Below are 25007 nucleotides of genomic sequence, written 5' to 3'. Positions count from 1 at the left end.
ATAAATACAGTAGAGGCGCCTGCGAGCGCCGCCGAGTCATCAGGTCGGTTCTGTGATTCCCGGTCAGCACTCTTCTGATCACGGCCGTGTATGTCCACGTCTACGGGGCGCATGTCCTGCTACATTGTGGTTGCTGGAGCGTTTTGGCGCACGGGCGCCTCGGCGCGTGATGGGACCGAGGTTGAGGCCATGTCAGCGCCGCTCAGGTGCGCCATGAGCAGCTCGCCATCGGGCGACGGTCCCGGTGGTCCGATTCGGCGCCGGGCGGCGAGCGAGGTGGCGGTTAACGGCGGCGCCCGGCTGGAGCGGCCCGGGCCGCCAGGGGATCAGGGGACGGGGTGATCGAGGGGAAGGGGCGCGAGCGGGCGAGGCCGCCGGTCATTCGCCGAGGGGTGGCGCGGGCCACGGGCTGCAGAGCTGGACCGTGTGGTCCCCGTCGATCGCGGGGTTCCTGTCGGTGTCGCGTACCTTCACGTGGAGAGATGTCGCGTCGCTGCTGACGATCTCGAGCGTACCCCAGAAAGACGTGCCGCCTCCTCCCCCGCCGCCGCAATTGGGATAACGCTGGTACTCTTGAAAGTAGACCCCCGGAGTCGACAGATCGACGAGGCCGGACATGTCGAGCCCGGGCGGCAACACCAAGATGAACTGCCAGACGGATTCGCCATCACACGTCGTCGAGACCACGGGGTCGGCGCACTGCTGAGCTGCGTCGCTGAAGAACAGGACGAGCGCGTCCGGGTCGCTCAGGAGCCCGGGAACCGTGGTGGGGCTGGGGGGCACGTCGCCGGCTCGCGCCGCGATCACGTTGAGGCTCCCGGCGGCGACGCCCGAGGCCGAGGAGCTGTCGACCGAGTCGGAGGCGCTGCCGCCCGAGGCGGAGGCGCTGCCGCCCGAGGACTCGGGGTCGTCCCACCCGCCCTGAAACGGGTCGAGGACGATCAATTCACACCCGCTGTTCATCATCGAGAGCATCCCGAGAGCCATCATCCATCGCTTCATTCGATCGACCTCCGGAGCAGGTTCCTTGGATGAAGTCCCTCGAGCCCGCGAGCGCGGCTCATCAACAACAGCGGATGTTGGGCACATGGTCTGCTACATGGCGGTCGCTGGAGCGCCTCGGCGCGCGGGCGCCTCGGCGCGTGCGCGTGGCGGTCGACGGCGGCGCCCGGCTGGAGCGGCCCGGACCGCCAGGAGGGATGAGGGGGATGTGATGATCGAGGTGAATGGGCGCGCGCGGGCGAGGCCGCCGGTCATTCGCCGAGGGCTGGCGCGGTGGGCGGGCTGCAGAGCTGGACCGTGTGGTCCCCGTCGATCGTGCGGGGCCTGCTGGTGCCGCTCACCCTCACGTGGAGAGAGGTCGCGTCGATGCTGACGATCTCGATCGTACCCCCGAATGGCGTGCCGCCTCCTCCCCCGCCGCCGCAGCTGGGACTGGGATAACGTTCGTACTCTTGCCAGTAGACCCCCGGGGTCCCCGGAGCGACGACGCCGGGCGTGTCGAGCCCGGGCGGCAGGACCAGGATGAACTGCCAGGCGAATTCGTCATCACACGCCGTCGAGACCACGGGGTCGGCGCACTGCTGAGCTGAGTCGCTGAAGAACAGAGCGAGCGCGTCCGGGTCGCTCAGGAGCCCGGGGACCAGGGTGCGGCCGGGGGGCACGTCGCCGGCTCGCGCCGCGATCACGTTGAGGCTCCCGGGGGCGACGCCCGAGGCCGAGGAGCTGCCGCCCGAGGCCACAGAGCTGCTGAACCCCGAGGAAGACTCCGGCTCGTCCCACCCGCCTTGAAAGGGGTCGAGCACGACCAGCTCACAACCGCTGTTCATCATCGAGAGCATCCCGAGAGCCATCATCCATCGCTTCATTCGATCAACCTCCGGATCAGGTTCCTGAGATGAAGTCTCTCGGGATCGCGAGGGCGGCTCATCAAAACTGGCGAATATCGACGCCGGCTGAAGAAAGCAGGAACGGGCGACCCCAGGTCGCGATCTCGTTCCCTTCGATCTGGACCGAGACACCTTGGACGATCGCGCCGGCGAGGACGTCGGCGCGGAGGCGGAGCCAGGGGGTGACGGCGAAGGCGAGCCCGAGACGCGTGAAGGGGGCGACGGTCACGGCGGAGGACTCGCCCCTCGTGGAGGCCGCGCCGGCGACGAGCCCCGCGGTCCGCAGCGCGAGGGCCGCCAGGCCGAGATCCGCCGAGGGAGCCCACCGGCGCGCGTGGGTGGTGAAGCGCACCCCGCCGCCGGCGAGCAGGGCCGAGAGGTCGACGCTCAGGTCCTGCCGCTCTTTGCGCGCGTTGGTCAGCGGGATCGCCGCGAATGCGACGACGCCGACATGCTCGCTCGGCATCCAGGCAAGGCCAAGGTCGGCGCTGACCGCGGCGCCGAGGCCGCCCGGACTCAGCAGCACGCCGGGCGCGAGCGAGACGCGGAGCTCCTGCACGTGCGCAGGGGCCGGGGCGGGCGCAGGCGCGTCGGAGAGCGCAGACGGCGCGGGGACGCGCAGCTTCTCGCGGATCTCGCGGGTCGCAGGCAGCTCTCCGGGCGGCGGCTCCGGCAGGGAGGCCTCGAGCAGGCTGGCGCGAAGGAGCTCGACGACGCGGAGCGCGAGCGCGGCGTCGTCGAGCTCCTCCGCGCCGCCGTCGCCGGCGCGGCCCGCCATCTCGCGGAGCACGGTCTTGCCGGTGACCCGATCGGCGATCCAGACCTCGACGCCGCGCCCGGAGGGGATGGCGCGGATCGCGGCGAGCGCGCCCGCCTCGCGCGCCGAGGCCTCGAGGGACGCGCGCGACACCGGCTCGGCGGCGGGATCGAGGAGCTCCACCCGGAAGCCGAGCGACTCGAGCTCGGCGACGACCCGCAGGCCGAAGCGGTCGCCGGGCGCGCTGAGGACGGCGATCGTCGAGGGGAGCTCCTCCCGGGTCTCGTCGGCGCGCGTGTCCGTCGCGGCGGAGGCAGCCGCTGCGAGGGCGGCGAGGGCGAGGAGGAGGGGCGCGGAGGAGCGGCGTGTCACGGCGCCGGGGGCTCGGGGGCGGCGTCCGCGTCGACGGACGTGCCCTCGGCGGACGGGCGCGACCCGCGCGCGAGCAGGCGCCGCGCGTACGCCGCGTGCGAGCCGTTCGGGTACGCGGCGAGGTAGCGCTCGGCCGCGCGGCGGGCGCCTGCCGGGTCGCCCCGCCGGTCCTCCGCCTCGACGAGGCGCCCGGCAGCGTCGGCGGCGAACGCGCCCGCCGGGTGCTCGCTCAGGTACCGGGCGAACCAGCGCGCCGCGCCGGCGTGGTCCTTGTTCTGGTCCTGCGCGATCCTCCCCAGGAGGAATGCGGCGGACGCGGCCTCGGGGGAGCCAGGGAACCGCCGGCGGACGGCGGCGAAGGCCTGGACGGCGCGGGCCGAGCTGCCCCCGAGCCGGGCCGCGTCGCCGAGGGCGTGCAGGTCGCTGGCGCTCGCGGACCCGCAGATCGCGTCGAACCCCTCGTGTTCCGCGGCGGCGAGGGCGTCCTTGTACCTGGCGTCGAGGGCGAGCGCGCGCCAGCCAGGCGCCTCCCCGGGCGACTGGGGCACGGCGGACGGCAGGGAGGAGGAGGGATCCGCGACGCCTGGGTGACCCCTCGGCGGCTCCAGGTGACCCTCCGAAGGGCGAGCGGTCACCGGCGGCGCGCCGACCGGGGTTGAGCCGACCGGGGTTGAGCCGACCGGGGTTGAGCCGACCGGGGTTGAGCCGACCGGGGTTGAGCCGACCGGGGTTGGGCCGACCGGGGTTGAGCCGACCGGGGTTGAGCCGACCGGGGTTGAGCCGACCGGGGTTGAGCCGACCGGGGTTGCGTCGGTCACGGTCGCGTCGATCGGCGCAACCTCCAGCGTGTTCGTCGCGGGCGAAATGGTGAGCCGCTCGCCGGCGCGGACGGCGCGCGCATCGCCCACGACCGGCCCGGAGACGGTGATGGCCCCCTCGCGCAGGGCCACCCCGAACCGCTCGGTCACCGGATCCCATCGGGTCTCGAAGCGCGTCCCGATCACGTGCACCTGGAACGGCCCGACCCGCACCTTCCAGCGCGTGCCCTCGCGGTGGACGACCGAGAGGTCGAGCGCGCCCCGCTCGAGGGCGACCTCCGCCCCGTCCGCGTCCACCGACGCGACGCGGGCGCGCCCGCCCGGCGCGAGGCGGAGCAGCGAGCCATCGGAGAACCGGATCGGGAGCTCCGCCGCGGGCGGCGCGGCGATCCACTCCCCGACGACGCCCGGCTCGGCCATCCCGAGCTCGAAGTGCATCGGCTCGCGGGCGCGGGGGCGCACCACGAGCACCACCGCCAGCGCGGCGACGAGCACCGCCGCCGCCAGCGAGGCGGCGACCCGGGCCGCCATGCGCCTCGCGGGAACCCGACGCCTCGGCCTGCTCGCGACGCCCTCGCGCGCGGGCCATACCAGCCGCGGCGCGCCCGTCGCCTCGGCCCGAGGCCCCCCTCCGCGGCCGGGCAGCTCCACCTCGAGCAGCCGCGCCCGCCCGCGCTCCAGATCGAGCCGCGCCGCCGGCGCCCGGTCCTGCAGCTCGGCCACACGCCGCCCCAGGCGGATCAGCGATCGCTCGGATTGCCCCACCGGGTACCTCCCTCGAGCCACGCCTCGAGCACGGGCTGCTTGCGCGCCTCGGCCCCGAACCGCGCCGAGGCGCGGGCGAGCCGCCGCTTGATCGTCGCCAGCGAGGTGTCGCACGCCGCGGCCACCTCGGTAAGCTCCATGCCGTCGATGAACCGGAGGGCGAACGCGATGCGCTCGTCCACCGGGAGCGCGTCGAGCACCACGTACGTCGCCCGCAAGGCGTCCAGCACCTCGCCCGACGCCGCGCCGGACTCGACCTCGGGCAGCTCCTCGCTCGGCAAGAACCAGAGCCAGCTGCGCCGTTTCGTGCGCGTGATCGACGAGCGGGCCACGTGCACCGCGATCATGGTGAGCCACCCCTTGAGCGCGCTCGGGTCCTCGAGGCCCGGCAGCGAGCCGAGCGCACGCACGAAGACGTCGTGGTGCAAGTCCGCGAGATCACGGTGGAAACCGAGCAGGCGGTACAGCACCCGGTGGACGTGATCGGCGTACCGGTCGTAGAGGGCGGCGCGCGCGCGCGGGTCGCCCCGACGGAACCCGTCCACGAGGGCGGCGTCGTCCCCCGCGAAGGTTGCCTTCGGTAACGGCGGCGGGGATCGGACGAGCTTCAGGGGGCGGGTCAAGCGAGGCTCCTCCCGTGAAGTCCCCGGAGGCGCGGCCCACGGCTCAGGGGACCCCACGAAAGTAGCCGAGTTGCCGGGCGCGCGCGCCCCCGCGCCCCCGCGCCCTCCCCCACGGGGCGCGGGGTCGCCTTCACAGGACCGCCGGAGCCGGGCGGCTCCGGACCGTCACTGGACGACGATGGAGGAGATCTGATCGTCCAGAGCGCCGAGGGACGCCGCGTTGGCCGTGAACACGGTCGGCGTGCCGGAGAACGGCGAGTGGGGGTACACCGTGACCGTGTAGCCGGCGGGGACCTGGATCGAGGAGATCCAGTCGTTCCCGACCGCGCGGGCGCCGAGGTCGCTCACGTTGTACGTCCCGCGGTCCAGCACGACCGCCCTGCCGCCGAAGCCCGCGTTCTCATAGACGGTGATCCCCGAGGTCGCCGGCAGCGGCGCCTGGTTGTTCGAGTACTGCCGCCACAGGGCTTCCACGGTGAAGCCGGTCAGGTTGACCCACGTCTGGCTCGAGTACGTGCCGGCGCGCAGGATGTCGTCGAGGGCGTCGACCACCGGCGCCTGGCCCACGCGGTACGTCGCGTCGATCCACTTGAAGAAGGCCGCCGCGTCGCCGTAGCCGAACAGGTAATGCGCGCCGTAGGTCCATCCGCTCGGGATCGACCAGCCCGCGGCCGCGTTGTTGAGGCCGTAGGCGTCGCGCACGTAGTCGGCGGTCCCCTCGATGATCCAGCCGGGGACCACGCCCGAGTACCCGCCCTGCACGACGTGCATGATCTCGTGCACGACCACGTCCGTGTCCTCCGGGTTATCGAGCCTGCCCTGCCGGTTGTAGTACGTGTTGCCGCCGCTCGCCCAGGCGACGCCGGGATCGTCCGTGATGATCATCCCCACCGAGGTGGGCGCGGAGGTGTTGAAGCGCTGCACGAGCTGCGGGTACACCGCGAAGAACGTGCACTGCATGTCGTCCAGGATGGACTGGTCGAAGCCCGGGAGGGTGGTGACGTTGAGGGTATAGGGGCTGCCATTACCGCAGGCCGGCGTGGACGTGCCCACGAAGTGCAGGTGATCGAGCACGGTGTCCGAGCTCGACGACGGCGCGTTGATCGTCAGCTTGATCCGGAGGTCCGAGTAGCTGCCCTGGAGCGCGGTCTTGACCGACGACGGCACCGCGAACGTCAGCGTGTTCCACGTGTTCGCCGGCAGGCCCTGCAGCGAGGCTTGACCCACCCAGGTGCTGTTCAGTCCAAGCGTCGTGCTGCTCACGTACACCTGGACTTGACCCCAGGCCGGGCTCGAGGGGAGCCGGATGTCGAGCGCCAGCTGGTCGGTGACGCCCGAGAGGGTGGAGAGCGCGGGCGAGGTCAGCTCCGAGTACGTGAAATTCCGCAGGCCGAGCGCGGCCGTGCCTTCGGAGTGGTTCGTCGACGACGAGACGGTCCCGGACGACACCGTCCAGCTGGTCGTGTTCTCGAAGCCGAAGACGATCTCCTGTTGCGTCAGCTCGAGCTCGGCGGTCTCGACCAGCTCTTCGTTCTCATAAGAGCCGTCGGCCACGGTGCAGGCGCCCAGCGCCCAGCACGTCAGCAGGAGACTTCCCTGGCCCAGCAGCTTGCGGATGCCGTAAGAATTCATCATCTCGTGTTCACCTCTGTGGGGATGCAGAGAGCACGTCGCCTCGGAGCGGATGGCTCCTATGGGCTCTCGTCATGGTCACACGAGGACGGGAGTTAGCGCGTCCGGTTCCCTCGCGCCGCTGAATGACCTCACGCCAAACGATTCTTCACAAAGTCGTACCTGGACGTGTTCTCCCCGCGCCCCGCGCCCCGCGCCCCGCGCCCCGCGCGGTGCCGGGGCGGGCCCCGCGCGCGCTTGCGGTGGGCGCGCGGGGGCCCGCCCCGCCTCCGGCGGCGCGCGCTCTTCTACCAGCGCAGCTCGTGGGGGCCGAAGGACGCCTGGTAGAACGGGACCACCACGTCGCCCGGCGGGCTGATGGCATCGATCCGCGCGAGGTCCTCGGGCCCGAGCTTGAGCTCCAGCGAGCCGAGGTTGTCCTCGAGCTGCTCGCGCGTGCGCGGCCCGATGATCGGGCTCGTGATCCCGGGCTGCTGGGCCGTCCACGCGACCGCGAGCTGGCTGAGGGTGAAGCCCCTCTCGGTCGCGATCTTCCGGAGCGCCTCGACCACGTCGAACGCGCGCTGGCTGCCGAGCAGCGCCGGCGCGCGCTGGTGGGTGCCGTCGGCGAAGCGGCCCTCGGGCTGCTTGCCGTCGCGCCGGTACTTGCCGGAGAGGAAGCCGCCCGCGAGCGGGCTCCAGGGCAGGATGCCGAAGCCGTAGCTCTTGCAGGCCGGGATGAGCTCGCGCTCGATGCGCCGGTCGAGCAGGTTGTAGGGCGGCTGCTCGGTGACGAAGCGGTTGAGGCCATACTCCTTGGACACCCAGAGCGACTCGACGACCTGCCAGGCGGCGAACGTGCTCGAGCCGATGTAGCGGACCTTGCCGCTCCGGACGAGATCGTCGAGCGCGCGCAGCGTCTCGTCGATGGGACACTCGGGCTGCGGCCGGTGGATCTGGTAGAGGTCGATCCAGTCGGTCTTCAGGCGCCGCAGCGACGCCTCGCACTGCTCGATGATCTGCCGGCGGCTGTTGCCCGCGCGGTTCGGATCGAGCCCGTCGCCCTTGTGCATGTTCCCGTGCACCTTGGTCGCCAGCACGATGTGGTGGCGGTGCCCGTTCCGGCGCAGGGCGTCGCCGACGATCTCCTCGCTGCGCCCGTCGTTGTAGACGTTGGCCGTGTCGAGCAGGTTGATCCCGACCTCGATGGCGCGGTCGATGATCGCGTAAGAGTCCTCCGCGTTCGTGCGACCGCCGAACATCATGCAGCCGAGCGTGAGTGGACTGACGTGGATGCCGGTCCTTCCGAGCAGGCGATAGTTCATGTCTCTCCTGGGTGACGGATGAAGTGAAGCCGCGGTGAAGCCGCCCGGTACAGCAACTTGTGTACCTGGCGCCCCGGCCTGTCGTCGGCGCGGCGCTGGTGCTCGTGGTTCAGCAGCGCCCGAGCAGGGTTGCTGCTCTGGCAGCAGCCGGCGATGTCCCCAGGAACGTGGCTTGGCCGTTATCGTCGCCGCCGCCGCGACAGCAGGAGGAGCCCGAGCACCCCGAGCGCGGCCGGGGACGCGAGGCCCGGGGACGCCGGGGTCGAGCAACCGCACCCGGTGTCGCGGTCCTCGGGCGGGCTTACGGGCTCGTTCTCGGGCGCGGGCGGCTCCACCCGGGCGGTCACGTCGATGAAGGCCAGGGCCGCGGCCTCGCGCCCGGTGCTGTCGGTGACGCGCACCTTCACGCGATAGGTGCCCTCCGCGTCGTACCGGACCCGGAGCGATGGAGACGAGAGTCGCTCCTCGTAGGTGCCGTCGTACTCGCGATCGACGTCGAGGAGGAGCGCCGACGCGGGCTCGTCCCCGTCGCTCGCGTGGATCGCGAGCTCGGCCTCCTCTCCGACGGTGGCCTGGACGCGGGGCACCCAGACCGACGGGGCGGAGCCGCCGGGGGGCGGCTCGCCGTAAAGGCTCTGGTAGATGCGGAGCTTGCCCCAGCCGATGTCGTCGTCCGGCGCCTTGTCGCCCTCGAACAGCGCGCCACGGGCGATGGCCTGCTTCACGTCGTCGCCGGACCACATCGGGTTGGCCTGGAGGAGCAGCGCCGCCGCGCCGGCGACATGCGGGCTCGCGCCCGACGTCCCGCCGAAGATGGCCAGGTTGCCGCCGACCTTGGCGGAGATCGGGTCGTCGGGGGCCGTGACCCAGAGGATGCTCTCGCCGTCGATGCGGTGGCCGCGGCCGGAGTAGAAGGCGCGCTCGCCCGGGGTGCCGCCGTACCAGCCGTGGCCGGTGGAGGCGGCGACGGCGAGGCCGTGATCGGCGGTGCCCGGATACCCGATCAGGTGCTCCTCGCTCTCGAAGTCGGGGAAATGGATCCCCTGTCCCCAGCCCGAGACGTCGTCGAGCACATAGGCGACGAACGGGAGATCCGGCGTGCCGGCCTCGGAGGTATCGGTCACCCGCAGCGTCCAGGTGCCGCTCGGCACCGGATCGCCCTCCGGCGAGAAGACGTAGACCGTGACGAGGGCGGTCCCCCGCTCGGAGATCGCGCGCTCGACATAGATCTCGAACCCGTCGTGCCACTCGGCGTAAGCGGCGCCGTACTCGGGCAGCGGGACGGCGAGGCCGGTCGGATCCTCGAGCGTGAGCGCGAGGGGGCGGGCCTCGTCGCGCCAGAGGAAGGAGGCGCCGAACAGCCGGTACTCCTCGGTTTCCGGCACCACGATGGGGACGGCCGTCTCGGCGCCGGCCTGGACAGGCCGCACCGAGAGCTTCTTCGACGTGGAGAGGTTCCCGGCCGGATTGATGTGGACGACGCTGGAGCCGTCCTTCTTCGTGGCGGTCTCGTCGATCAGCGCCTCCATGGGGCTCGACCCGTCGAGGTGATATCCGACCCACGGGGCGTACTCGTGGAGCACCACCCGGGCCCCCTGGCGGATGCAGAAGTGGGTCATCGTCACCTCGGAGGTGCCTTGTTCGTCGGTGGCCATGACGAGATCGGCCTCGGGGGCGATGCCGACGAGGCGGGTGAGGCCGCGCGCGCCGGCCGCGAACACGCCGGCGGCGCCGGTGCCGTGCGAGAAGCTCTCGCCCACGGGCACGTCGATCAGGTTGGTGCCGCGCCGGTACGTCCTGCGGTTCAGGCGGAATGCGCTGACCTTGCTCGTGCCCAGCGCCACGACCTTCTCGCCGAGATCGAGCCGGCCGTTGCGGTTCACGTCGTCGGCGACGAAGAGGCGCTCGCCGTAGGTCGGGTCCGCCTCGGTGAAGCCGGCGTCGGGACCGTAGTCCCGGGCCTGGTTATCGTTCGTGTCGGCGTAGAGGAAATCCAGCCCCGGCGCGAACCCGGGGTCGTCGGAGTCGAGGGGCGGCGAGTCGTCCCAGTAATCCTGGACGAGGCTGTCCTGGACCCGGAGGGGGTCCACGGCGCCGTCGCCGTCGAGGTCGACGCCGTCGACGCCCGGGGAGAAGGTGCCGTTCTGGTCGACGTCGATCCAGTCGTGTGCGCCGCCGTCGGCGCGGAAGAAGAGCGGGTGGAAGACGTCGATGCCGCTGTCGATATCGCAGATCGTCATCCCGGCGCCGGCGAGTGGTATCCCGGCGTCGGTGCGGGTTCCCCAGACATCGGGGGCCTCGACCTCGGCGGCGGTCTCGTCGAGGGGGCGTGGCGGCGGGAACACCGGGCCGTCGTGCCGGATCTCCTCGACGCGCGGCAGCGTCGCGGCTGCGGCGGCGGCCTCGGCGGAGACCTCGGCGAGGAGGTGACGGCCGAAGGTGATGGGCGCGCCGGCCTCGTCGAGGCGCACCGAGACGCCGGCGGTTCGTAGCGCGGCGATGTCGGCGGCGGTCGGCGGCGAGGCGAAACGCAGGACGACGGGCGCGGTGGCGGCGGCGGGGAGCATGCGGCCGGAGCCGTCGGCGGCGGGGCGCGGGGCGAAGGCGAGGGGGAGGCCGCCCGCGACGGCGGCGTGCGGCGCGGGGAGGGCGGCCAGGGCGCGCGCCGCGGGCGGGGCGGCCGAGGCGCCTGCGCTGATCGAGAGGGCCGCGAGGAGGGGGGCGGCGAGGGAAGCGCGAAGCGGGAGTCGGAGCCTGGGCATGGGCGGGTTCCCTTTCACCTGGATGCCGCGGGAGGGGGCCATCCTTCAGGGAATCGTACGCAGCCGTAACGTGCGGGCACAACGCAGGAGCACGCAACACGCGCCGCGGCCTCGGAGGTGAGCGCCCGACGGAGGTCGAGGCGCTTACGACACAGAACAGGGCGCTCGTGCTGCATTGCATCAACGCCGTGCTCGTCGGTAGTGAGCATGGGCGCGCGACGGAGTTCCCCGGGGGCTCTTAGGATCCTTCGACGCGCATCGGGTGGCGCGGCCGGCAGGTTCAGGGGGGCCGAAGCGTGTCCATCAAGGATCGGGGGCGGCCGCGTTGGGCGAGCGCGAGCGCTCGCAGGATTCATAGGCCTCCTTGGCCTCGGTGTCGGTCTCGGCCAGGTAGGTCTGGCGCATGTAGGCAGGGAGACAGCCGGGGCTCGTAGTGCGAAGAAGCTCCTGAAGCGCCTTGATGGTCACCGGCCACACCCGCGCGGTGTTGTCATCGGACGCGGTGACGACGCGCTGTCCATCCGGGCTGAACGCCGCAGACCAGACAGCGGCCGCGTGCCCTTTGAGCTCGTTGAATTTGCCTGAGCCGTCGAGCTCCCAAACCCGCGCGGTGTTGTCATCGGACGCGGTGACGACGCGCTGTCCATCCGGGCTGAACGCCGCAGACCAGACAGCGGCCGCGTGCCCTTTGAGCTCGTTGAATTTGCCTGAGCCGTCGAGCTCCCAGACCCGCGCGGTCATGTCAGCGGACGCGGTGACGACGCGCTTCCCATCCGGGTTGAACGCCGCAGACATGACCTTGGCCGCGTGCCCTTTGAGGTCGATGAATCTGCCCGAGCCGTCGAGCTCCCAGACCCGCGCGGTGTTGTCATCGGACGCGGTGACGACGCGCTGTCCATCCGGGCTGAACGTCGCAGACCAGACCCCGTCCGCGTGTCCTTTGAGGTCGATGAATTTGCCCGAACCGTCGAGCTCCCAGACCCGCGCGGTGTTGTCAGCGGACGCGGTGACGACGCGCTTCCCATCCGGGCTGAACGTCGCAGACATGACCTCGGCCGTGTGTCCTTCGAGGTCGATGGATTTGCCCGAGCCGTCGAGCTCCCAGACCCGCGCGGTGTTGTCATCGGACGCGGTGACGACGCGCTTCCCATCCGGGCTGAACGTCGCAGACATGACCTCGGCCGTGTGTCCTTCGAGGTCGATGAATTTGCCCGAGCCGTCGAGCTCCCAGACCCGCGCGGTCTTGTCAGTGGACGCGGTGACGACGCGCTTCCCATCCGGGCTGAACGTCGCAGACCAGACCTTGGCCGCGTGCCCTTCGAGGTCGATGAATTTGCCTGAGCCGTCGAGCTCCCAGACCCGCGCGGTCTTGTCCCAGGATGCGGTGACGACGCGCTTCCCATCCGGGCTGAACGTCGCAGACCAGACCTTGGCCGCGTGCCCTTTGAGAACGGTGAATTTGCCCGAGCCGTCGAGCTCCCAGACCCGCGCGGTCTTGTCAGCGGACGCGGTGACGACGCGCTTCCCATCCGGGCTGAACGCCGCAGACCAGACCTTGGCCGCGTGCCCTTCGAGGTCGGTGAATTTGCCTGAGCCGTCGAGCTCCCAGACCCGCGCGGTCTTGTCCCAGGATGCGGTGACGACGCGCTTCCCATCCGGGCTGAACGCCGCAGACCAGACCCCGTCCGCGTGCCCATTGAGGTCGGTGAATTTGCCTGAGCCGTCGAGCTCCCAGACCCGCGCGGTCTTGTCATCGGACGCGGTGACGACGCGCTTCCCATCCGGGCTGAACTCCGCAGACCGGACCGGGGCCGCGTGCCCTTTGAGAACGGTGAATTTGCCCGAGCCGTCGAGCTCCCAGACCCGCGCGGTCTTGTCCCAGGATGCGGTGACGATGCGCTTTCCATCCGGACTGAACGCCGCAGACCAGACCCCGTCCGCGTGCCCTTTGAGGTCGGTGAATTTGCCTGAGCCGTCGAGCTCCCAGACCCGCGCAGTCTTGTCCTCTGACGCGGTGATGACGCGCTTTCCATCCGGGCTGAACTCCGCAGACCGGACCGGGGCCGCGTGCCCTTTGAGAACGGTGAATCTGCCCGAGCCGTCGAGCTCCCAGACCCGCGCGGTCTTGTCTGCGGACGCGGTGACGACGCGCTTTCCATCCGAGCTGAACTCCGCAGACCAGACCAGGGCCGCGTGCCCTTTGAGGTCGATGAATCTGCCCGAGCCGTCGAGCTCCCAGACCCGCGCGGTGTTGTCTGCGGACGCGGTGACGACGCGCTTCCCATCCGGGCTGAACTCCGCAGACCAGACCAGGGCCGCGTGCCCTTTGAGGTCGATGAATCTGCCCGAGCCGTCGAGCTCCCAGACCCGCGCGGTGTTGTCTGCGGACGCGGTGACGACGCGCTTCCCATCCGGGCTGAACTGAGCGCTTAGCAATAGACCCGCCTGGCGGAGCGTCGCGTTGAAGGGTGTCTCGTCCAAGAGCTCCATTGTGAGTTCCAACCACGCCCGCTGCTCGGCCGGACGCTGCACCTCGAGCGGCAGCATCCGCGCCCACAGCGACTCGCCCCGCGCCATGAGCTCCCGGATCCCGGACATCGCCGAGGCATCGCGCGCCGCGATCCGCTGCGCCACCGCTCGCGCCTCTGCCTTTTCGGCGGCCTGCTGCTGCGCTACCGCCTGCTCCTCTGCCTTTTCGGCGGCTCGCCTCTGCGCCTCAGCCTCTCTCTTAAGTGTTAGCGCCCAGACCAAGAGCGCGCCCATCACGACCGCCACCGCGACCGCTGCTGTCGTTATCCCGATCAGCGTCCGCTGCGCCTTCTGCGCCCGGGCCTGCTCCTCCTGCCGCGTTCGCTCCTTCCTCCGCTCGAACACCCTCTTCGCCAGCCAGTCGTGCCCGAGCTCGAAGTACCGGCTTCCATGATGCGCCTCGGCCTGAAGCACCGCCGCTCGCTGGAGGTGCTCGAGCACGCTCTCCGCATCCCCCGTCGGCAGCGCCCCGCGCGCCTCCTGCTCCGTGAGCAGCGTCCGGTTCCCCTCCGGATCGACCAGGTGCTCCTCCAGGAAGCGCTGCGCCGCCTCCCTCCTCGGCCCGAGCTCCTCCAGTGTCTCGTCCAGGTACCGGTGCACGATCTCCTCGGCGTCCTTGGCCCCTGCGGCGCCCGCCTGGCCGCCCGCCCGCCGCTCCCAGAGCGCGCGGCATACGATCTGGCCGAAGGCCGCCTGCACCTCGGCCTCGTCCGCCTCGATCTGCCCCGGCGTCCGCACGTGCAGCATGAGCTTGCGGACGTGCGCCGCGTCCCACGCCTGCCCCGCCTCGGCCGCGGCCTCGCATACGGCCCTCGTCATCTCGGCGACCGTCAGCGGACCCAGGCGGAAGCCGTGATCGAGCAGCTCGCGCCGGCCGCGCGCCCGATCGCGGAGGCGTCCGAGGTAGTCCTCTCGCAGCGACACCACCACCTGCAGGCCCCGGAGCCGCTTGTTGGCCATCCGATCGACCGCCTCGACGAGCGCCCTCGCCTCGTCCACGCTCCGCCCCGGGAAGAGGACCTGCTCGAGCTGGTCGAGGTAGATCAGGATCGGCCGATCCGAGCGCTGCTCCGCCAGACCCAATGCCTGGTCGAGCGCATCGATAGCCCGCCCCGAAGAGCCCAGATCCGCGGGCGCCTCACCCAGATCGAGCGCCGCGAAGATCGCGCGCACGAGCCATGGCACCGGCGCCTCGCCGGGCGGCCAGCCGTCGACGCGCACCGCGCGGAACGCGTGCTCCTCGGCGAGCACCGGGATCACCGCGGCCTGCATGAGCGACGACTTGCCCGCGCCCGAGGGGCCGAAGAGCGTGACGCACGGGTGGGCGAGCACCCGCCGCGCGAGCTTCTTCGCCTGATCGCCGCGACCGTGGAAGCGCGCCCGATCCTCGGCTCGGTACGGGCGCGGGCCGGGGAAGGGGTTCATCGGCGGCCTCCGTTCGCGCCCGCGCCGAGCCACACGCCGATCTCCTCGGCGCTCGCCTCGATCACGGCGACGCCCTCCTTGCCAGGCAGGCTCGTGCCCTTCTCCCAGAGCTCGCGCTCGCCGTCCTCGGGCTCGACCACGGCGAGGCTCCGGCGCGGGAGCGGGCGCTTGCCGAAGAGCCGGTACAGCAGCATCCGGTGGTCCCAGAGGTGCAGCGAGAGCCCCATGAGCAGCGCGGGCTCGGTCGCCAGCGTGTCGAGGATGTCGTCGGCCGACTCGGGCGGCAGCGCCTTCTCGAGCTCGCGGAAGCCGAGGAGGTAGTCGTCCTCCGTGAGCAGCGGCGGAGAGAAGGCGTCGTCCGGCCGGAAGCCGCGGTAGAGGCGCAGCACCACGAGGTCCTCCTCGGGATCGATCGCCGGCGAGGGCCCGGAGAGCCGCTCCCAGCGCGCGCCCCCGGCCTCCCGGAGGAGGACCACCGTGCTCTCCCGATCGGGCTGGATCGCGTAGATATTCCGGTCCGGCTGGTGCTCGGCGAGGGCCTGCTCGAGCACCGGCGTGCGCAGCAGCGTCGTGTGTACGCCGGGGCCGAGGCTCTGCGCGAGGGCCGCGAAGAGCGGCGGGATCGCGGCGGCGGCCCGGAACACGTGCTGGAACTCCGCCTCCAGCGTGTCGGCCCCGCAGCGGAGCGCGAACCGCTGCGCCAGCGCGCTCATCGGCAGACCGGGCGGCGCAGCGCCGGGAGCCCGGTCGAGCTCCTTGAGGAGCCGCTCGCGAAACCCCTCGAGCGCCGGGCGCTCCGATTTCAAGTGATCCCCGAGCACCAGCGAGAAGGGGCGGCGCCGGAGCCGCTCCAGCGCTGGATCGACAGCGCGCGCTCCCCCGCGCGAGGGAGGAGGGGGCGGCGACGGCTCCACCACGTTCCGGCCGGCGAAGTCGAAGAGCGCCGCGCGCGGAGCCCGGAGGTAGAGCACCGGCGAGAACGCCTCGGCGCTGCCGCCGAAGCCTGCGAGGATGGCCCAGCGCGCCTGGTTCAGGCTGCGCGCCACGTCGCCCCGGCCCTGGTCCCGGCCGGCCAGCGCCCGGTAGAGCTGCTCCGAGCAGCGCCGCGCCACCTCGGCGTCGACCGGCCACAGGTGGCCGATCACCGCGTCTACCCCGGACCTCGCCAGGGCCTCCGCGGCGCTCGCGAAGGCGCCGGGCTGGGCCCCCTGGCAGGCCTCGAGCACGACAAGCCGGAGGTCGCCGCGCAGGCTCGCCTTGAGGTCCTGGCCGAGCAGCTCCGCCGGGAGCCACTGCTGCTCGCCATGGGCATCGGCGAGCTGGATCTCGGGGATGCCGTCCCGCACGCGGCCGTGCCCGAGGAAGTGGAGTACATGCGGGCTCTCCCGGCGCAGGCGCTCGCGCAAGAGGTCGAGGTTGGCTGCGGCGCCGACGAGGGGATCGCGCCACTCGACTTCGCCGGACGCGATCCTCTCGCCGAGCGCGCCCTCCAGCCGAGCGAGCGTGGCGCCGCCCGAGGGCGCGACCGCGAGGACCTTGACGGCCCCTCGCACCTCGCGCGGCTGCCACGGCTCGTTCGTGGCCACGCTCCGTGCAGGAAGGAGGTCCGGGGAGCTGCCCCAGAATCCCATGGCGGAGCTCGGCTCGCAGAGCGCCTCCCAGGGGACGGCCTTCAGAACCGCCTCGGAGATCGCGAGCCGGAGCAGCACCGGCTCGCCCCCGGCAGCCTCGTGCAGGCGTGCCCGGAGGACGGCGACCTCGTCGCGGAGGAGCGCGCGGTGGAGCTCGTGCGAGAGCGCCAGCAGATCGCCTTCGAGCGGGCGCTCCCGCCCGGCCGCCTCGCGCACCGCGGCGGTGAAGCGGCTGATGGCGGCCGTCAGCTCGGGAGCGAGTCGATGCGACCACGTGCTCTCTTCCCGGCTGCCCCGCGCGCGGACGCGGAGCTCGGCCCCGTCACGCGCGAGCTCGACCTCCATCCACACGCTGGAGACCCCCTGCTTTTGCATACCGACTCTGCCTCCAAGCACTCGAGCGCGCCCCCGGCCGATCCGGTGGGAGGATGGCCCACACGCACGATAGATGGAGCTCGGCGTGTCTGGGGCTAATTTTGCGAGCGGCAGGCCGGGCACCCCGGGAGGGTTTCAACGCGGCCGCCGCGGGCTGCGGTCGGCGCACCGCCGTTGCCGGGATACTACAGCGCTCCGGCGCTGCTGGCCGCGGCGATCGCCACGCGAAGGATCCCGCCCTCCGTCGATTCCGGCTCGCCCACCCGCCCGAACGTAATCTTCCCGAACAACGAGAGCTTCATGTTTTCCCCGAGGACCGGACAAGCATCGTCCTTGCGTTGGCCTCTTCCTGCAATGCATCGCCCTCTCGAAGCCATGGGAGCTCGCGATCGAGCTCGTGATGATCCAACGGAAGCACGTCGAGTCTGGGCAGCAGGTGCTTCAAGGCAGCGGGCGCTCCGGCAGCGGCGGCGGTCGCCGGCCGAAGAAGAGATGCCAATAGTTCCAGGACTTCGGGGCCATCACGCCCGGGGGAGCGTGCTCCAGCGCGTCCAGCAAGGCCTGATCGCCCAGCAGGCGCCTCACGGTTCTCACGTCTTCCGCAGTTCCGAGCGCCATCACCTGGCAGAGAAAGTGGTGGGGGCGGGCGAGGGTGACCGCAGGCGCCTGCCACCAGACGTACCTGGACGCAATCTCGCGAAGTTTGGCGTCATCGCTCACGAGGAGAGCCTACGGCTCTCTGGCCCATGCAGCCAGGTCTTCGGCTGCCGCCCGACCGCCCGACCGCCGGAGCGGGATACGGAGCGCCAGCGGCGCTGGGCTACTGCAGCGCTTCGGACGTGCTTGCCGCGGTGATCGCCTGGTCGTGCCACCGCTCGATCGTCGCAAGGTCGCCGCAGGCCTCGATGCGCTCCTCGTCCCCGGGGCTGAGCTCGAGCTGCCGTCGCGCGAGCACACGGCGGAGGGCGGCACGCGCCTCGGTCAGGCGTCCCTTCTCGATCAGCCGCTCCTCCACCTGAGGCGAGGTGGAGAGCAGTACCTCCAGGATTCGCTGTTTCCGGGCCTCGATGTCAGGGTCCTCGGTCCCAGCCATCCCCCAGATGAGCTCCTCGCGTACGCTCGTCGACATCGCCAGGTAAGTTAGCATGCCCGCCACCCACCGGGGTGACCTTCGCGGCGCCACCCATCGGGCGAACTCGTCGAGCGCCCGACCGGACCGGGCGACCAGGAACGGCACGAGATCGTCGCGCAACGGGAGCTCGTTGGCCGCGATCCACAGGAAAAGGCGGCCGAGCGGCTCGACGCGATAGCAGCCGGGGGCGAACCGAACGGGGTTGCGGGTCTGCTCGAGCCACGCTGGAAGGTATGTCGTGAGCCTGCGCCTCCGGCCATGGAGCGGGAAGATGCACGAGAAGGTCCGGACGGCGGATCACGAGGAAGCCATCGCACTGGACCTTCTCGAGCCCGATTTCAGGTGGATCCTGCCACCTGGCTGCACCCGCGGTGATGCGCTCGGTCTCCTCGGCGAAGGTCCTCTTCGCAAACTGGTCAGGTTGACCCATGGGACCGCGCGATAGCAGATACCAGTCGTCCTATCCAGCATGCGTTGGTGAAGCCAGCCGTACACACCTCGACGTGTCGAGACACCAAGGCGGCCCTCAGGTCCGTACATCGATGACGCCCCTGTATGCGAAGGAGAAACCGACCCGAATCAACATTTCGCAACGATCAGGCAACGAGACCCGTAAGTCTCTGCGCCGTGAGCCCTCCGTGCGTGTGGGTCGTGCTCGCGCCGGCCTGCCGGACCGCTCCTCAACCGGGTCGGGTCGGCTCAACCCGGGTCGAGCCGGATTCGCTCAGAACGAGCCGGGCGCGCGGTCCGACCCAGGTTGCGGTCGCGGTCGCGGTCGCGCGGTCCGACCCAGGTTGCGGTCGCCGCGGTCGCGCGGTCCGACCCAGGTTGCGGTCGCGCGCCGTGCCCTGTGCCAGACCACCTTGAGCTGTGCCAGATCAGGGGGGTCGGACAGTGGCTCAAACGCAATGCATTGCGACACACCGGGGTCCGGACCCCTCGCGATCGCTCTGAAGAGCGTCTTCAGGAGCCAAACTGTGCCAGAATTCGCACTTCAGAGCGAAATTCTGTGCCAAGAACCCCGCTCGTGGTCTCGAAATTGTGCCAGAAGGGGGGTCGGAACCCCTCCGGACCGCAATGCAGAGCGCCCGGCGGCGCTCGAGACCCCTGCGGACCGCAGCGCGGAGCGCGAGCTGGGGGGCAGACCACGCGGCCCGACCCAGGTTGCGGGCTGTGGGTGGCCTCATCCCGTCCGGCTCATCGGCTCCGGGGCTCCAGCCACGTGCGCATCCGGGCGGCGACCGCGCGTTTGTCGCTGAGCAGCACGAAATGGTCTCCCGCGAGCACCTCCAGCTCGACCGCCGCGCCGCGCTCCCGGAACGACGCAGCATCCTGCTCGATCCCCCGGAGCGGGAAGCGCGGATCCTCCGCGCCCGTGATCACCAGCACGTCGAGCCCCGCGAGGTCAGCCGCCTGCGCCTCCGCCGCTCCGGAGAGCAGGATCACCCCCCGGAACAGCCTCCGCACCTCGCCCCGTTGCGCGAGCCGCGCGGCGCCGATGGCCCCGTTCGACAACCCCACGAGGAAGACACGCCCCCGATCCGCGCTCGGGGGAAGGTGATGCTCCACCAGATCGCGCACGGCGGCCTCCCCCTCCGGACGCCACCACTGGGCCCCGGCATCCAGGAAGGGAGCGACGATGACGAACTCGTCACCGAGGCCGGCATCGACAAGGGCGCTCAGGTAGATGGAGAGTTGCCCGCCGAAGCCGTGCAGGAACACGAGGCAAGGCGCGCTCGGTCGTCCGGGCGGCACCCAGGCGAGGGCACGCGCCTGCCCGGAGGACGCTCCCACGAGGGCGGCGTTCGGCGAGCCCTCGAATCGCGGCGAGGCGCGGAGCTCTCCGTACGAAATCCGGAGCAGGGCCTCGAGCGCGCGCTCCTCGGCGCCCCCGATCAGGCCCGTCATCGACGCGAAGCCGAGCCCGGCGAGAGCCGTCTCGTCCTCGTCGACGAGGCGCGCGAGCAGCGGCGGCACGCGTGTGCAATCGCCCTCCTCGCAGTACCGCACGGCGGGGCCGCCGGGCGCGGCTCGGACGAGGCGCGCGCCGACGTACACGGCGTCGACGAGGAACAGCGCCAGCGCCGCGCGGAGGACGCGCCGCCTGCGCCGGCGACCGACGCGCGGCGCGATGAAGCACAGGAGCACGACCAGCACGGGGAGCGACGCGAGGGCGAGCGCCGAGAGGGTCGCGCCGTTGGCCCCCACGAACACGAGGAGCGCGCCGCCGAGCGGCACCAGGGCTGCCCCGCCGGCCAACGCGAGCGCGACGCGGCACCTCGCGCCGGGACGAAATCCGGAGGTCGCCGTCACCGCTGCAGGCTACACGGCTCCGCGCCTCCGCGCGGGCTCACACGACCCCCGCGGTCCGTTGCCGCCGGCGACGATCCCGTTCCCACCGGCGCCGGCCTCGTTCCCACCGGCGCCGGCCTCGTTCCCACCGGCGCCGGCCCCGTTCCCGCCGGCGCCGGCCTCGTTCCCACCGGTGACGGTCTTGTCACCGCCAGCAACGGTCCCGTCACCGCCCGCAACGGTCTCGTCACCGCCGGCAACAGTCTCGTTCCCGCCGAAGACGGAACGTATTGCCGCTTCCGCCTGTCCGGAAACGCATGTATTTATAAGGAAGCTCCTGCCCCTGCGATGAGGTCACGCGATGGGAACGATCCCCTGCGAGACGCCGAGCGTGCTCGGCGAGGCATTTCAGACTCGTTATGAGCTCCTCGCGGAGCTCGGTCAGGGGGGCTTCGGCGTCGTGTACAAGGCGCGACAGGTCGCCACGGGCCAGCCGGTGGCGGTCAAGCTGCTGCGCCTGCACGGAAACCGCGTCGGGCAGGCCGATGACGCGCGGCGGCTCGCGCGGTTCCAGCGGGAGATGCAGCTCTGCGGGCAGATGCACCACCCGAACATCGTCCGCCTCCTCGACTCGGGCCGCGCCGACGGCGGCGCGGTGTACTCGGTGTTCGAGTACATCCCCGGCAAGACCCTCGCGCAGGTGATCGCGGAGGAGGGCGCCCTGAGCGCCGTCGAGGCGCGGCACTTCATGCTCCAGCTCCTCGACGCCCTCGCGTGCGCGCACGCCCAGGGCGTCGTGCACCGGGACCTCAAGCCGTCGAACATCATGGTGGTCCCCACGGGCGCGCGGCGGAACGTGCTCGTGCTCGACTTCGGCATCGGCACCCTCACCGAGGACGCGAGCGTCGACGAGACCCGGATCACCCTGACCAGCGAGTCGATCGGCACCCCCGCCTACGCCTCGCCCGAGCAGCTCCGCGGCCTGACGCTGACGCCGAGCTCGGACCTCTACGCCTGGGGCCTCGTCTTCCTCGAGTGCCTGACCGGCCAGCGCATCATGCAGGGGGAGACCGTCGCCGAGGTCATGTTCCATCAGCTCTCGCCGCAGCCGGTCCCCATCCCGCCGGCGATCGCGGACCACCCGCTCGGGCGCCTGCTCCGGCGCGCGACCGCCAAGGAGCCCGCCATGCGGGACGTCACGACCGACGGCCTGCTCCGGGAGCTCGAGGCGTGCGACCTCAGCGAGGTGCGCACCCCGCTCGACCTCGGGCGCGAGCACCAGCCGATCGGCTGGGCCACCGCGGTCACGCAGCACGCCGCCACGCAGCACGACATCGCCTCGCCCGAGCCCACGCTCATCGCGCCCCACCTCGGCGCGGGCGCGGTTCGCGGCGGCGGCCGCGGCGGCGCCTCGCCGCCCGGAGGCGCGCCGCCCAGAGGCACGCCGCCCGGAGCCGCGCCGCCCGGAGGCACGCCGCCCGGAAGCACGCTGCGCGAGGGCACGCCGCCGAGGGGTACGCCGCCGCCCGGGGGCACGCCGCCCGGGGGCACGCCGCCCGGGGGCACGCCGCCGTCGGGGAGCACGCCGAGCCAGGGGCTGATCGAGGGCGAGCGGCGGCAGATCACCGTCGTCTGCTGCGCGCTCGCCGCCTCGAGCGTCCGGCGCGGCGCGGTCGACGCCGAGGAGCTCGACCAGATCGTCGGCCTCCAGCAGGAGGCGTGCGCCGAGATCGCCCGCCGCTTCGAGGGGCACGCCGCGAGCGCGCTCGGCGACGCGAGCCTCTTCTACTTCGGCTACCCGCGCGCGCGCGAGGACGACGCCCGGCGCGCGGCGCTCGCGGCCCTGCGCATGGTGGCCGACGTCCGCCGGCAGAGCGCGGCCCGCGAGGCCGAGCGCGGGGTGCGGGTCGACCTGCGCGTCGGCGTGCACACCGGCATGGTGGTCGCGCGCGAGCTGCGCCCGTCGCCGAGCGCCGGGCCGGGGTACGTCGTCGGGACCACGCCGAAGCTCGCGTCGCGGCTCTCCGCGCTCGCGCAGCCCGGCAGCGTGCTCGTCAGCGGGGACGCCTATCGGCTGCTCCGCGGGCACTTCGCGCTGGAGCCCGACGGCGTGCGGCCGCTCGACGGCGGCGGGTCCGTCGAGGTCTACCAGCTCGCCGAGGGCGAGCCGGCCGCGGGCGCGCAGACGCCCCTGGTCGGCCGGAAGCGCGAGCTCGACACGCTGCTCGAGCGCTGGATCCGCGCGCGCAGCGGATCCGGCCAGGCCGTGCTCGTCACGGGCGAGCCGGGCATCGGCAAGACCCGCCTCGTCCGCGAGCTCGGCGAGCGCCTCCGCGCCGACGCGCACACCTGGCTCGAGTGCCGCTGCGCGCCCGACGCCGCGAACAGCGCCCTCTACCCGATCGTCGACCTGATCGAGCGGCTGCTCGATCCAGGCCGCTCCGCCGGCCGCGCGGCGAGCGCCGAGCGGCTGGAGGCGTGGCTCTCCGGGCACGGCTTCGACCTCGCCGAGGCGATGCCCCTCTTCGCCTCCCTCCTCTCCATCCCGCTGCCGCAGCGCTTCCGCCCGCTCGACGCGACGCCGCAGAAGCAGCGGGAGCTGACCCGCGACGCGATCCTCTCGCTCCTCTTCGAGATGGCCGAGCGGGAGCCGGTCGTCCTCGTGGTCGAGGACCTGCACTGGGCCGACCCGACGACCCTGGAGCTGCTCGAGCAGCTCGTGGCCGAGGCGCCGTCGTCCCGCCTGCTGGCCGTGTTCTGCGCGCGCTCCGAGGGCTCGCCCGCGTGGTCGTCCGCCGCGGTGCTCCCGATCCAGCTCGGCCGCCTCGAGCGGCCCGAGATCGAGCAGATGGCCGCGAAGGTCACGGGGGGCCGCGCGCTGCCGCCCGAGGTGATCGAGGCCGTCGCGGGCCGCACCGACGGCGTGCCGCTCTTCGTCGAGGAGCTCGTCCGCATGATGATCGACTCCGGCGCGCTCGCCGAGCAGGACGGCCGCTACGCGCTCGCCGCGCCCCTGTCGGGCGCCGAGATCCCGAGCACGCTGCGGGACCTGCTCACGGCGCGCCTCGACCGGCTGGGCCGGGCCAAGGCGACGGCCCAGGTGGCCGCCGCGATCGGGCGCGAGTTCACCTTCGATCTGCTCGCCGCCGTGAGCCCGCAGGGCGGCGCCGCGGTGCAGGAGGACATCGAGCGCCTGATCGCCGCCGACGTCGTGCACCGCAAGCGGCGGCTCCGGAGCCCGGCGTACCTCTTCAAGCACGCGCTGATCCGCGACGCCGCGTACGACTCGATGCTCAAGCGGTCGCGGCGCGAGGTGCACGCGCGCATCGCCGAGGCGCTCGAGCGGCTGAGCCCGGACCTCGTGGAGGAGCGGCCGGAGCTCATGGCGCTCCACCACGGCGCGGCCGAGCAGACCCGGCAGGCGCTCGGGTACGCGCACCGCGCGGCGGCGTCGGCGCTCGGGCGCTCGGCGAACGCGGAGGCGATCGCGCACGCGCGGCAGGCGATCGGGTGGCTCGACGCGGTCGCGGACGAGCGGGAGCGCGCGGAGCGGGAGCTCGCGATGAACGGCATCATCACGCCCGCGCTGATGGCGACGAAGGGGTTCACGTCGCCGGAGTACGCCGCGACGCTCGAGCGCTCCCAGGCGCTGATCGACGCGCTCGGCGACCGGCAGGAGATGTTCCCCACGCTCTGGGCGATCGCGCTCCTGCATTACGGGAGCAACCGGCGCGCGGAGGCGCGCGGGGTCGCCGAGCGGCTGCTCTCGCTCGCGGAGGGCGCCGGGGACGCGGCGCGGCAGGTGGCGGTGCTCCCGGTCCTCGCGCACCTGCGGTTCACGGAGGGGCAGCTCGACGGGGCGCGGTCCTGCTGCGAGCGCGCCATCGCGATCTTCGATCCGGCGGCGCACGGCGGCCACGCGTTCACGTACGGGTCGGACCCCGCGGGGACCGCCCACGCCATGGTGAGCTCGCTGCTCTGGATGATGGGCGATCCGGAGCGATCGGCGGAGCACGAGGCGCTGGCGCTCGCGCGGATCGACGCGCTCGGCCACGCCCAGACGAGCGGCGGGGTGCTGTTCGCCCTCGCGACGCTGCACCACTACCGCCGCGATCGCGGCCGCGCGATCGCGATCACGGACCGGCTCCGGGAGCTGTCGAGCCGCCAGCCGATGCCGTTCAACCTCGCCTACGGGAACCTGGTCCGGGCCTGGGCGGACGCCGACCTGGAGGGCGCGTCGCAGGCGCTCGGCTTCGTCGAGGCCGCGGGCCAGCGCTCGGGGTGGTCGTACTGGAGCTCGATCCTGGCCGAGATCGAGTCCGCGCTCGGCCGGCACGACGCGGCGCTCGAGCGGCTGGACCGCTGCGTCGCCCAGGTGGAGGAGACCGGCACGGTCTTCTACCTGCCGGAGCTCCTGCGCCTCCAGGGCGCCTGCCAGCTCGCGCGGGGCGCCGGCCCCGACGTCGCCGAGGCGTGCTTCCGGAGGGCCGCGGAGGCCGCGCGCGCGCAAGGCGCCCGGGCGTTCGAGCTGCGCGCGACCGTCGCGTTGTGCCGCGCGCTCGCGGCAGGAGGCCGCGCCGCGGAGGCGAGGGGGCTGCTCTCGACGAGCCTGGGCGCGTTCAGCCCAGGGCTCGCGCTGCCGGAGCTGACCGAGGCGAGGGCGCTGCTCGGCGAGCTGGCCGGCGGCCCGGCGTGAGCGAA

The 25007-nt window shown here is 72.3% G+C and carries 14 protein-coding genes; 1 reads left to right on the top strand and 13 read right to left on the bottom strand.

What is annotated here, in order from left to right; genetic code table 11:
• Nucleotides 1–378: 378 nt before the first annotated feature.
• The 13 genes from WMF43_RS37130 to WMF43_RS37070 all read right to left on the bottom strand — a co-directional run bounded on the left by WMF43_RS37130 (nt 379) and on the right by WMF43_RS37070 (nt 20327).
• A complete protein-coding gene (locus WMF43_RS37130) occupies nt 379–990 on the bottom strand; it encodes a hypothetical protein (protein ID WP_437672122.1) in 612 nt (203 codons plus the stop codon).
• 263 nt (nt 991–1253) lie between these two features.
• On the bottom strand, nt 1254–1868 hold the full coding sequence (locus WMF43_RS37125) for a hypothetical protein (protein WP_437672120.1): 615 nt from the start codon (nt 1866–1868) through the stop codon (nt 1254–1256).
• 61 nt (nt 1869–1929) lie between these two features.
• Nucleotides 1930–3018: a hypothetical protein gene (locus WMF43_RS37120; RefSeq protein WP_437672118.1), complete on the bottom strand. Its 1089-nt coding sequence runs from the start codon at nt 3016–3018 to the stop codon at nt 1930–1932.
• Nucleotides 3015–4601 (bottom strand): FecR domain-containing protein, encoded by a 1587-nt coding sequence (locus WMF43_RS37115; RefSeq protein WP_437672117.1) that lies wholly within the window; start codon nt 4599–4601, stop codon nt 3015–3017. Before WMF43_RS37115 ends, WMF43_RS37120 begins: the two co-directional genes overlap by 4 nt.
• Nucleotides 4577–5224 (bottom strand): RNA polymerase sigma factor, encoded by a 648-nt coding sequence (locus WMF43_RS37110; protein ID WP_437672115.1) that lies wholly within the window; start codon nt 5222–5224, stop codon nt 4577–4579. The genes WMF43_RS37115 and WMF43_RS37110 overlap by 25 nt, the downstream gene beginning before the upstream one ends.
• Before the next feature lie 165 nt (nt 5225–5389).
• Nucleotides 5390–6859 (bottom strand): basic secretory protein-like protein, encoded by a 1470-nt coding sequence (locus tag WMF43_RS37105; protein WP_437672113.1) that lies wholly within the window; start codon nt 6857–6859, stop codon nt 5390–5392.
• A 284-nt stretch (nt 6860–7143) separates the two neighbouring features.
• Entirely contained in the window at nt 7144–8160 is a 1017-nt protein-coding gene (locus tag WMF43_RS37100) for an aldo/keto reductase (RefSeq protein ID WP_437672111.1), read from the bottom strand.
• 179 nt (nt 8161–8339) lie between these two features.
• Complete coding sequence (locus WMF43_RS37095; protein WP_437672110.1) at nt 8340–10922, bottom strand: S8 family serine peptidase; 2583 nt, start codon at nt 10920–10922, stop codon at nt 8340–8342.
• 303 nt (nt 10923–11225) lie between these two features.
• Entirely contained in the window at nt 11226–14876 is a 3651-nt protein-coding gene (locus WMF43_RS37090) for an nSTAND1 domain-containing NTPase (protein WP_437672108.1), read from the bottom strand.
• Nucleotides 14873–16882 (bottom strand): CHAT domain-containing protein, encoded by a 2010-nt coding sequence (locus tag WMF43_RS37085; RefSeq protein WP_437672106.1) that lies wholly within the window; start codon nt 16880–16882, stop codon nt 14873–14875. The genes WMF43_RS37090 and WMF43_RS37085 overlap by 4 nt, the downstream gene beginning before the upstream one ends.
• A gap of 441 nt (nt 16883–17323) precedes the next feature.
• Nucleotides 17324–17602, bottom strand: coding sequence for a hypothetical protein (locus tag WMF43_RS37080; RefSeq protein WP_437672105.1), 279 nt, complete (start codon nt 17600–17602; stop codon nt 17324–17326).
• Nucleotides 17603–17702: 100 nt separating this feature from the next.
• Nucleotides 17703–18134 (bottom strand): hypothetical protein, encoded by a 432-nt coding sequence (locus WMF43_RS37075; protein ID WP_437672103.1) that lies wholly within the window; start codon nt 18132–18134, stop codon nt 17703–17705.
• 1077 nt (nt 18135–19211) lie between these two features.
• Complete coding sequence (locus WMF43_RS37070; protein ID WP_437672101.1) at nt 19212–20327, bottom strand: alpha/beta hydrolase; 1116 nt, start codon at nt 20325–20327, stop codon at nt 19212–19214.
• Nucleotides 20328–20667: 340 nt separating this feature from the next.
• On the opposite strand from WMF43_RS37070, the gene WMF43_RS37065 reads away from it, so the two are divergent.
• Nucleotides 20668–25002: a TOMM system kinase/cyclase fusion protein gene (locus WMF43_RS37065; RefSeq protein ID WP_437672099.1), complete on the top strand. Its 4335-nt coding sequence runs from the start codon at nt 20668–20670 to the stop codon at nt 25000–25002.
• Nucleotides 25003–25007: the final 5 nt, after the last annotated feature.

Origin of the sequence: Sorangium sp. So ce131 (genome assembly GCF_051519095.1) — a bacterium.
In the GTDB taxonomy this organism is placed as follows: domain Bacteria; phylum Myxococcota_A; class Polyangia; order Polyangiales; family Polyangiaceae; genus Sorangium.
The sequence above is the reverse complement of the archived record's forward strand: the minus strand, read 5'-3'. Positions and strand labels throughout refer to the sequence as shown.

Excerpts from the sequence above, each read along its gene's own strand:
- WMF43_RS37105 (WP_437672113.1), bottom strand. The coding sequence starts at position 6,859 with ATGATGAATTCTTACGGCATCCGCAAGCTGCTGGGCCAGGGAAGTCTC.
- WMF43_RS37125 (WP_437672120.1), bottom strand. The coding sequence starts at position 1,868 with ATGAAGCGATGGATGATGGCTCTCGGGATGCTCTCGATGATGAACAGC.
- WMF43_RS37100 (WP_437672111.1), bottom strand. The coding sequence starts at position 8,160 with ATGAACTATCGCCTGCTCGGAAGGACCGGCATCCACGTCAGTCCACTC.
- WMF43_RS37085 (WP_437672106.1), bottom strand. The coding sequence starts at position 16,882 with ATGCAAAAGCAGGGGGTCTCCAGCGTGTGGATGGAGGTCGAGCTCGCG.
- WMF43_RS37095 (WP_437672110.1), bottom strand. The coding sequence starts at position 10,922 with ATGCCCAGGCTCCGACTCCCGCTTCGCGCTTCCCTCGCCGCCCCCCTC.
- WMF43_RS37065 (WP_437672099.1), top strand. The coding sequence starts at position 20,668 with ATGGGAACGATCCCCTGCGAGACGCCGAGCGTGCTCGGCGAGGCATTT.
- WMF43_RS37090 (WP_437672108.1), bottom strand. The coding sequence starts at position 14,876 with ATGAACCCCTTCCCCGGCCCGCGCCCGTACCGAGCCGAGGATCGGGCG.
- WMF43_RS37130 (WP_437672122.1), bottom strand. The coding sequence starts at position 990 with ATGATGGCTCTCGGGATGCTCTCGATGATGAACAGCGGGTGTGAATTG.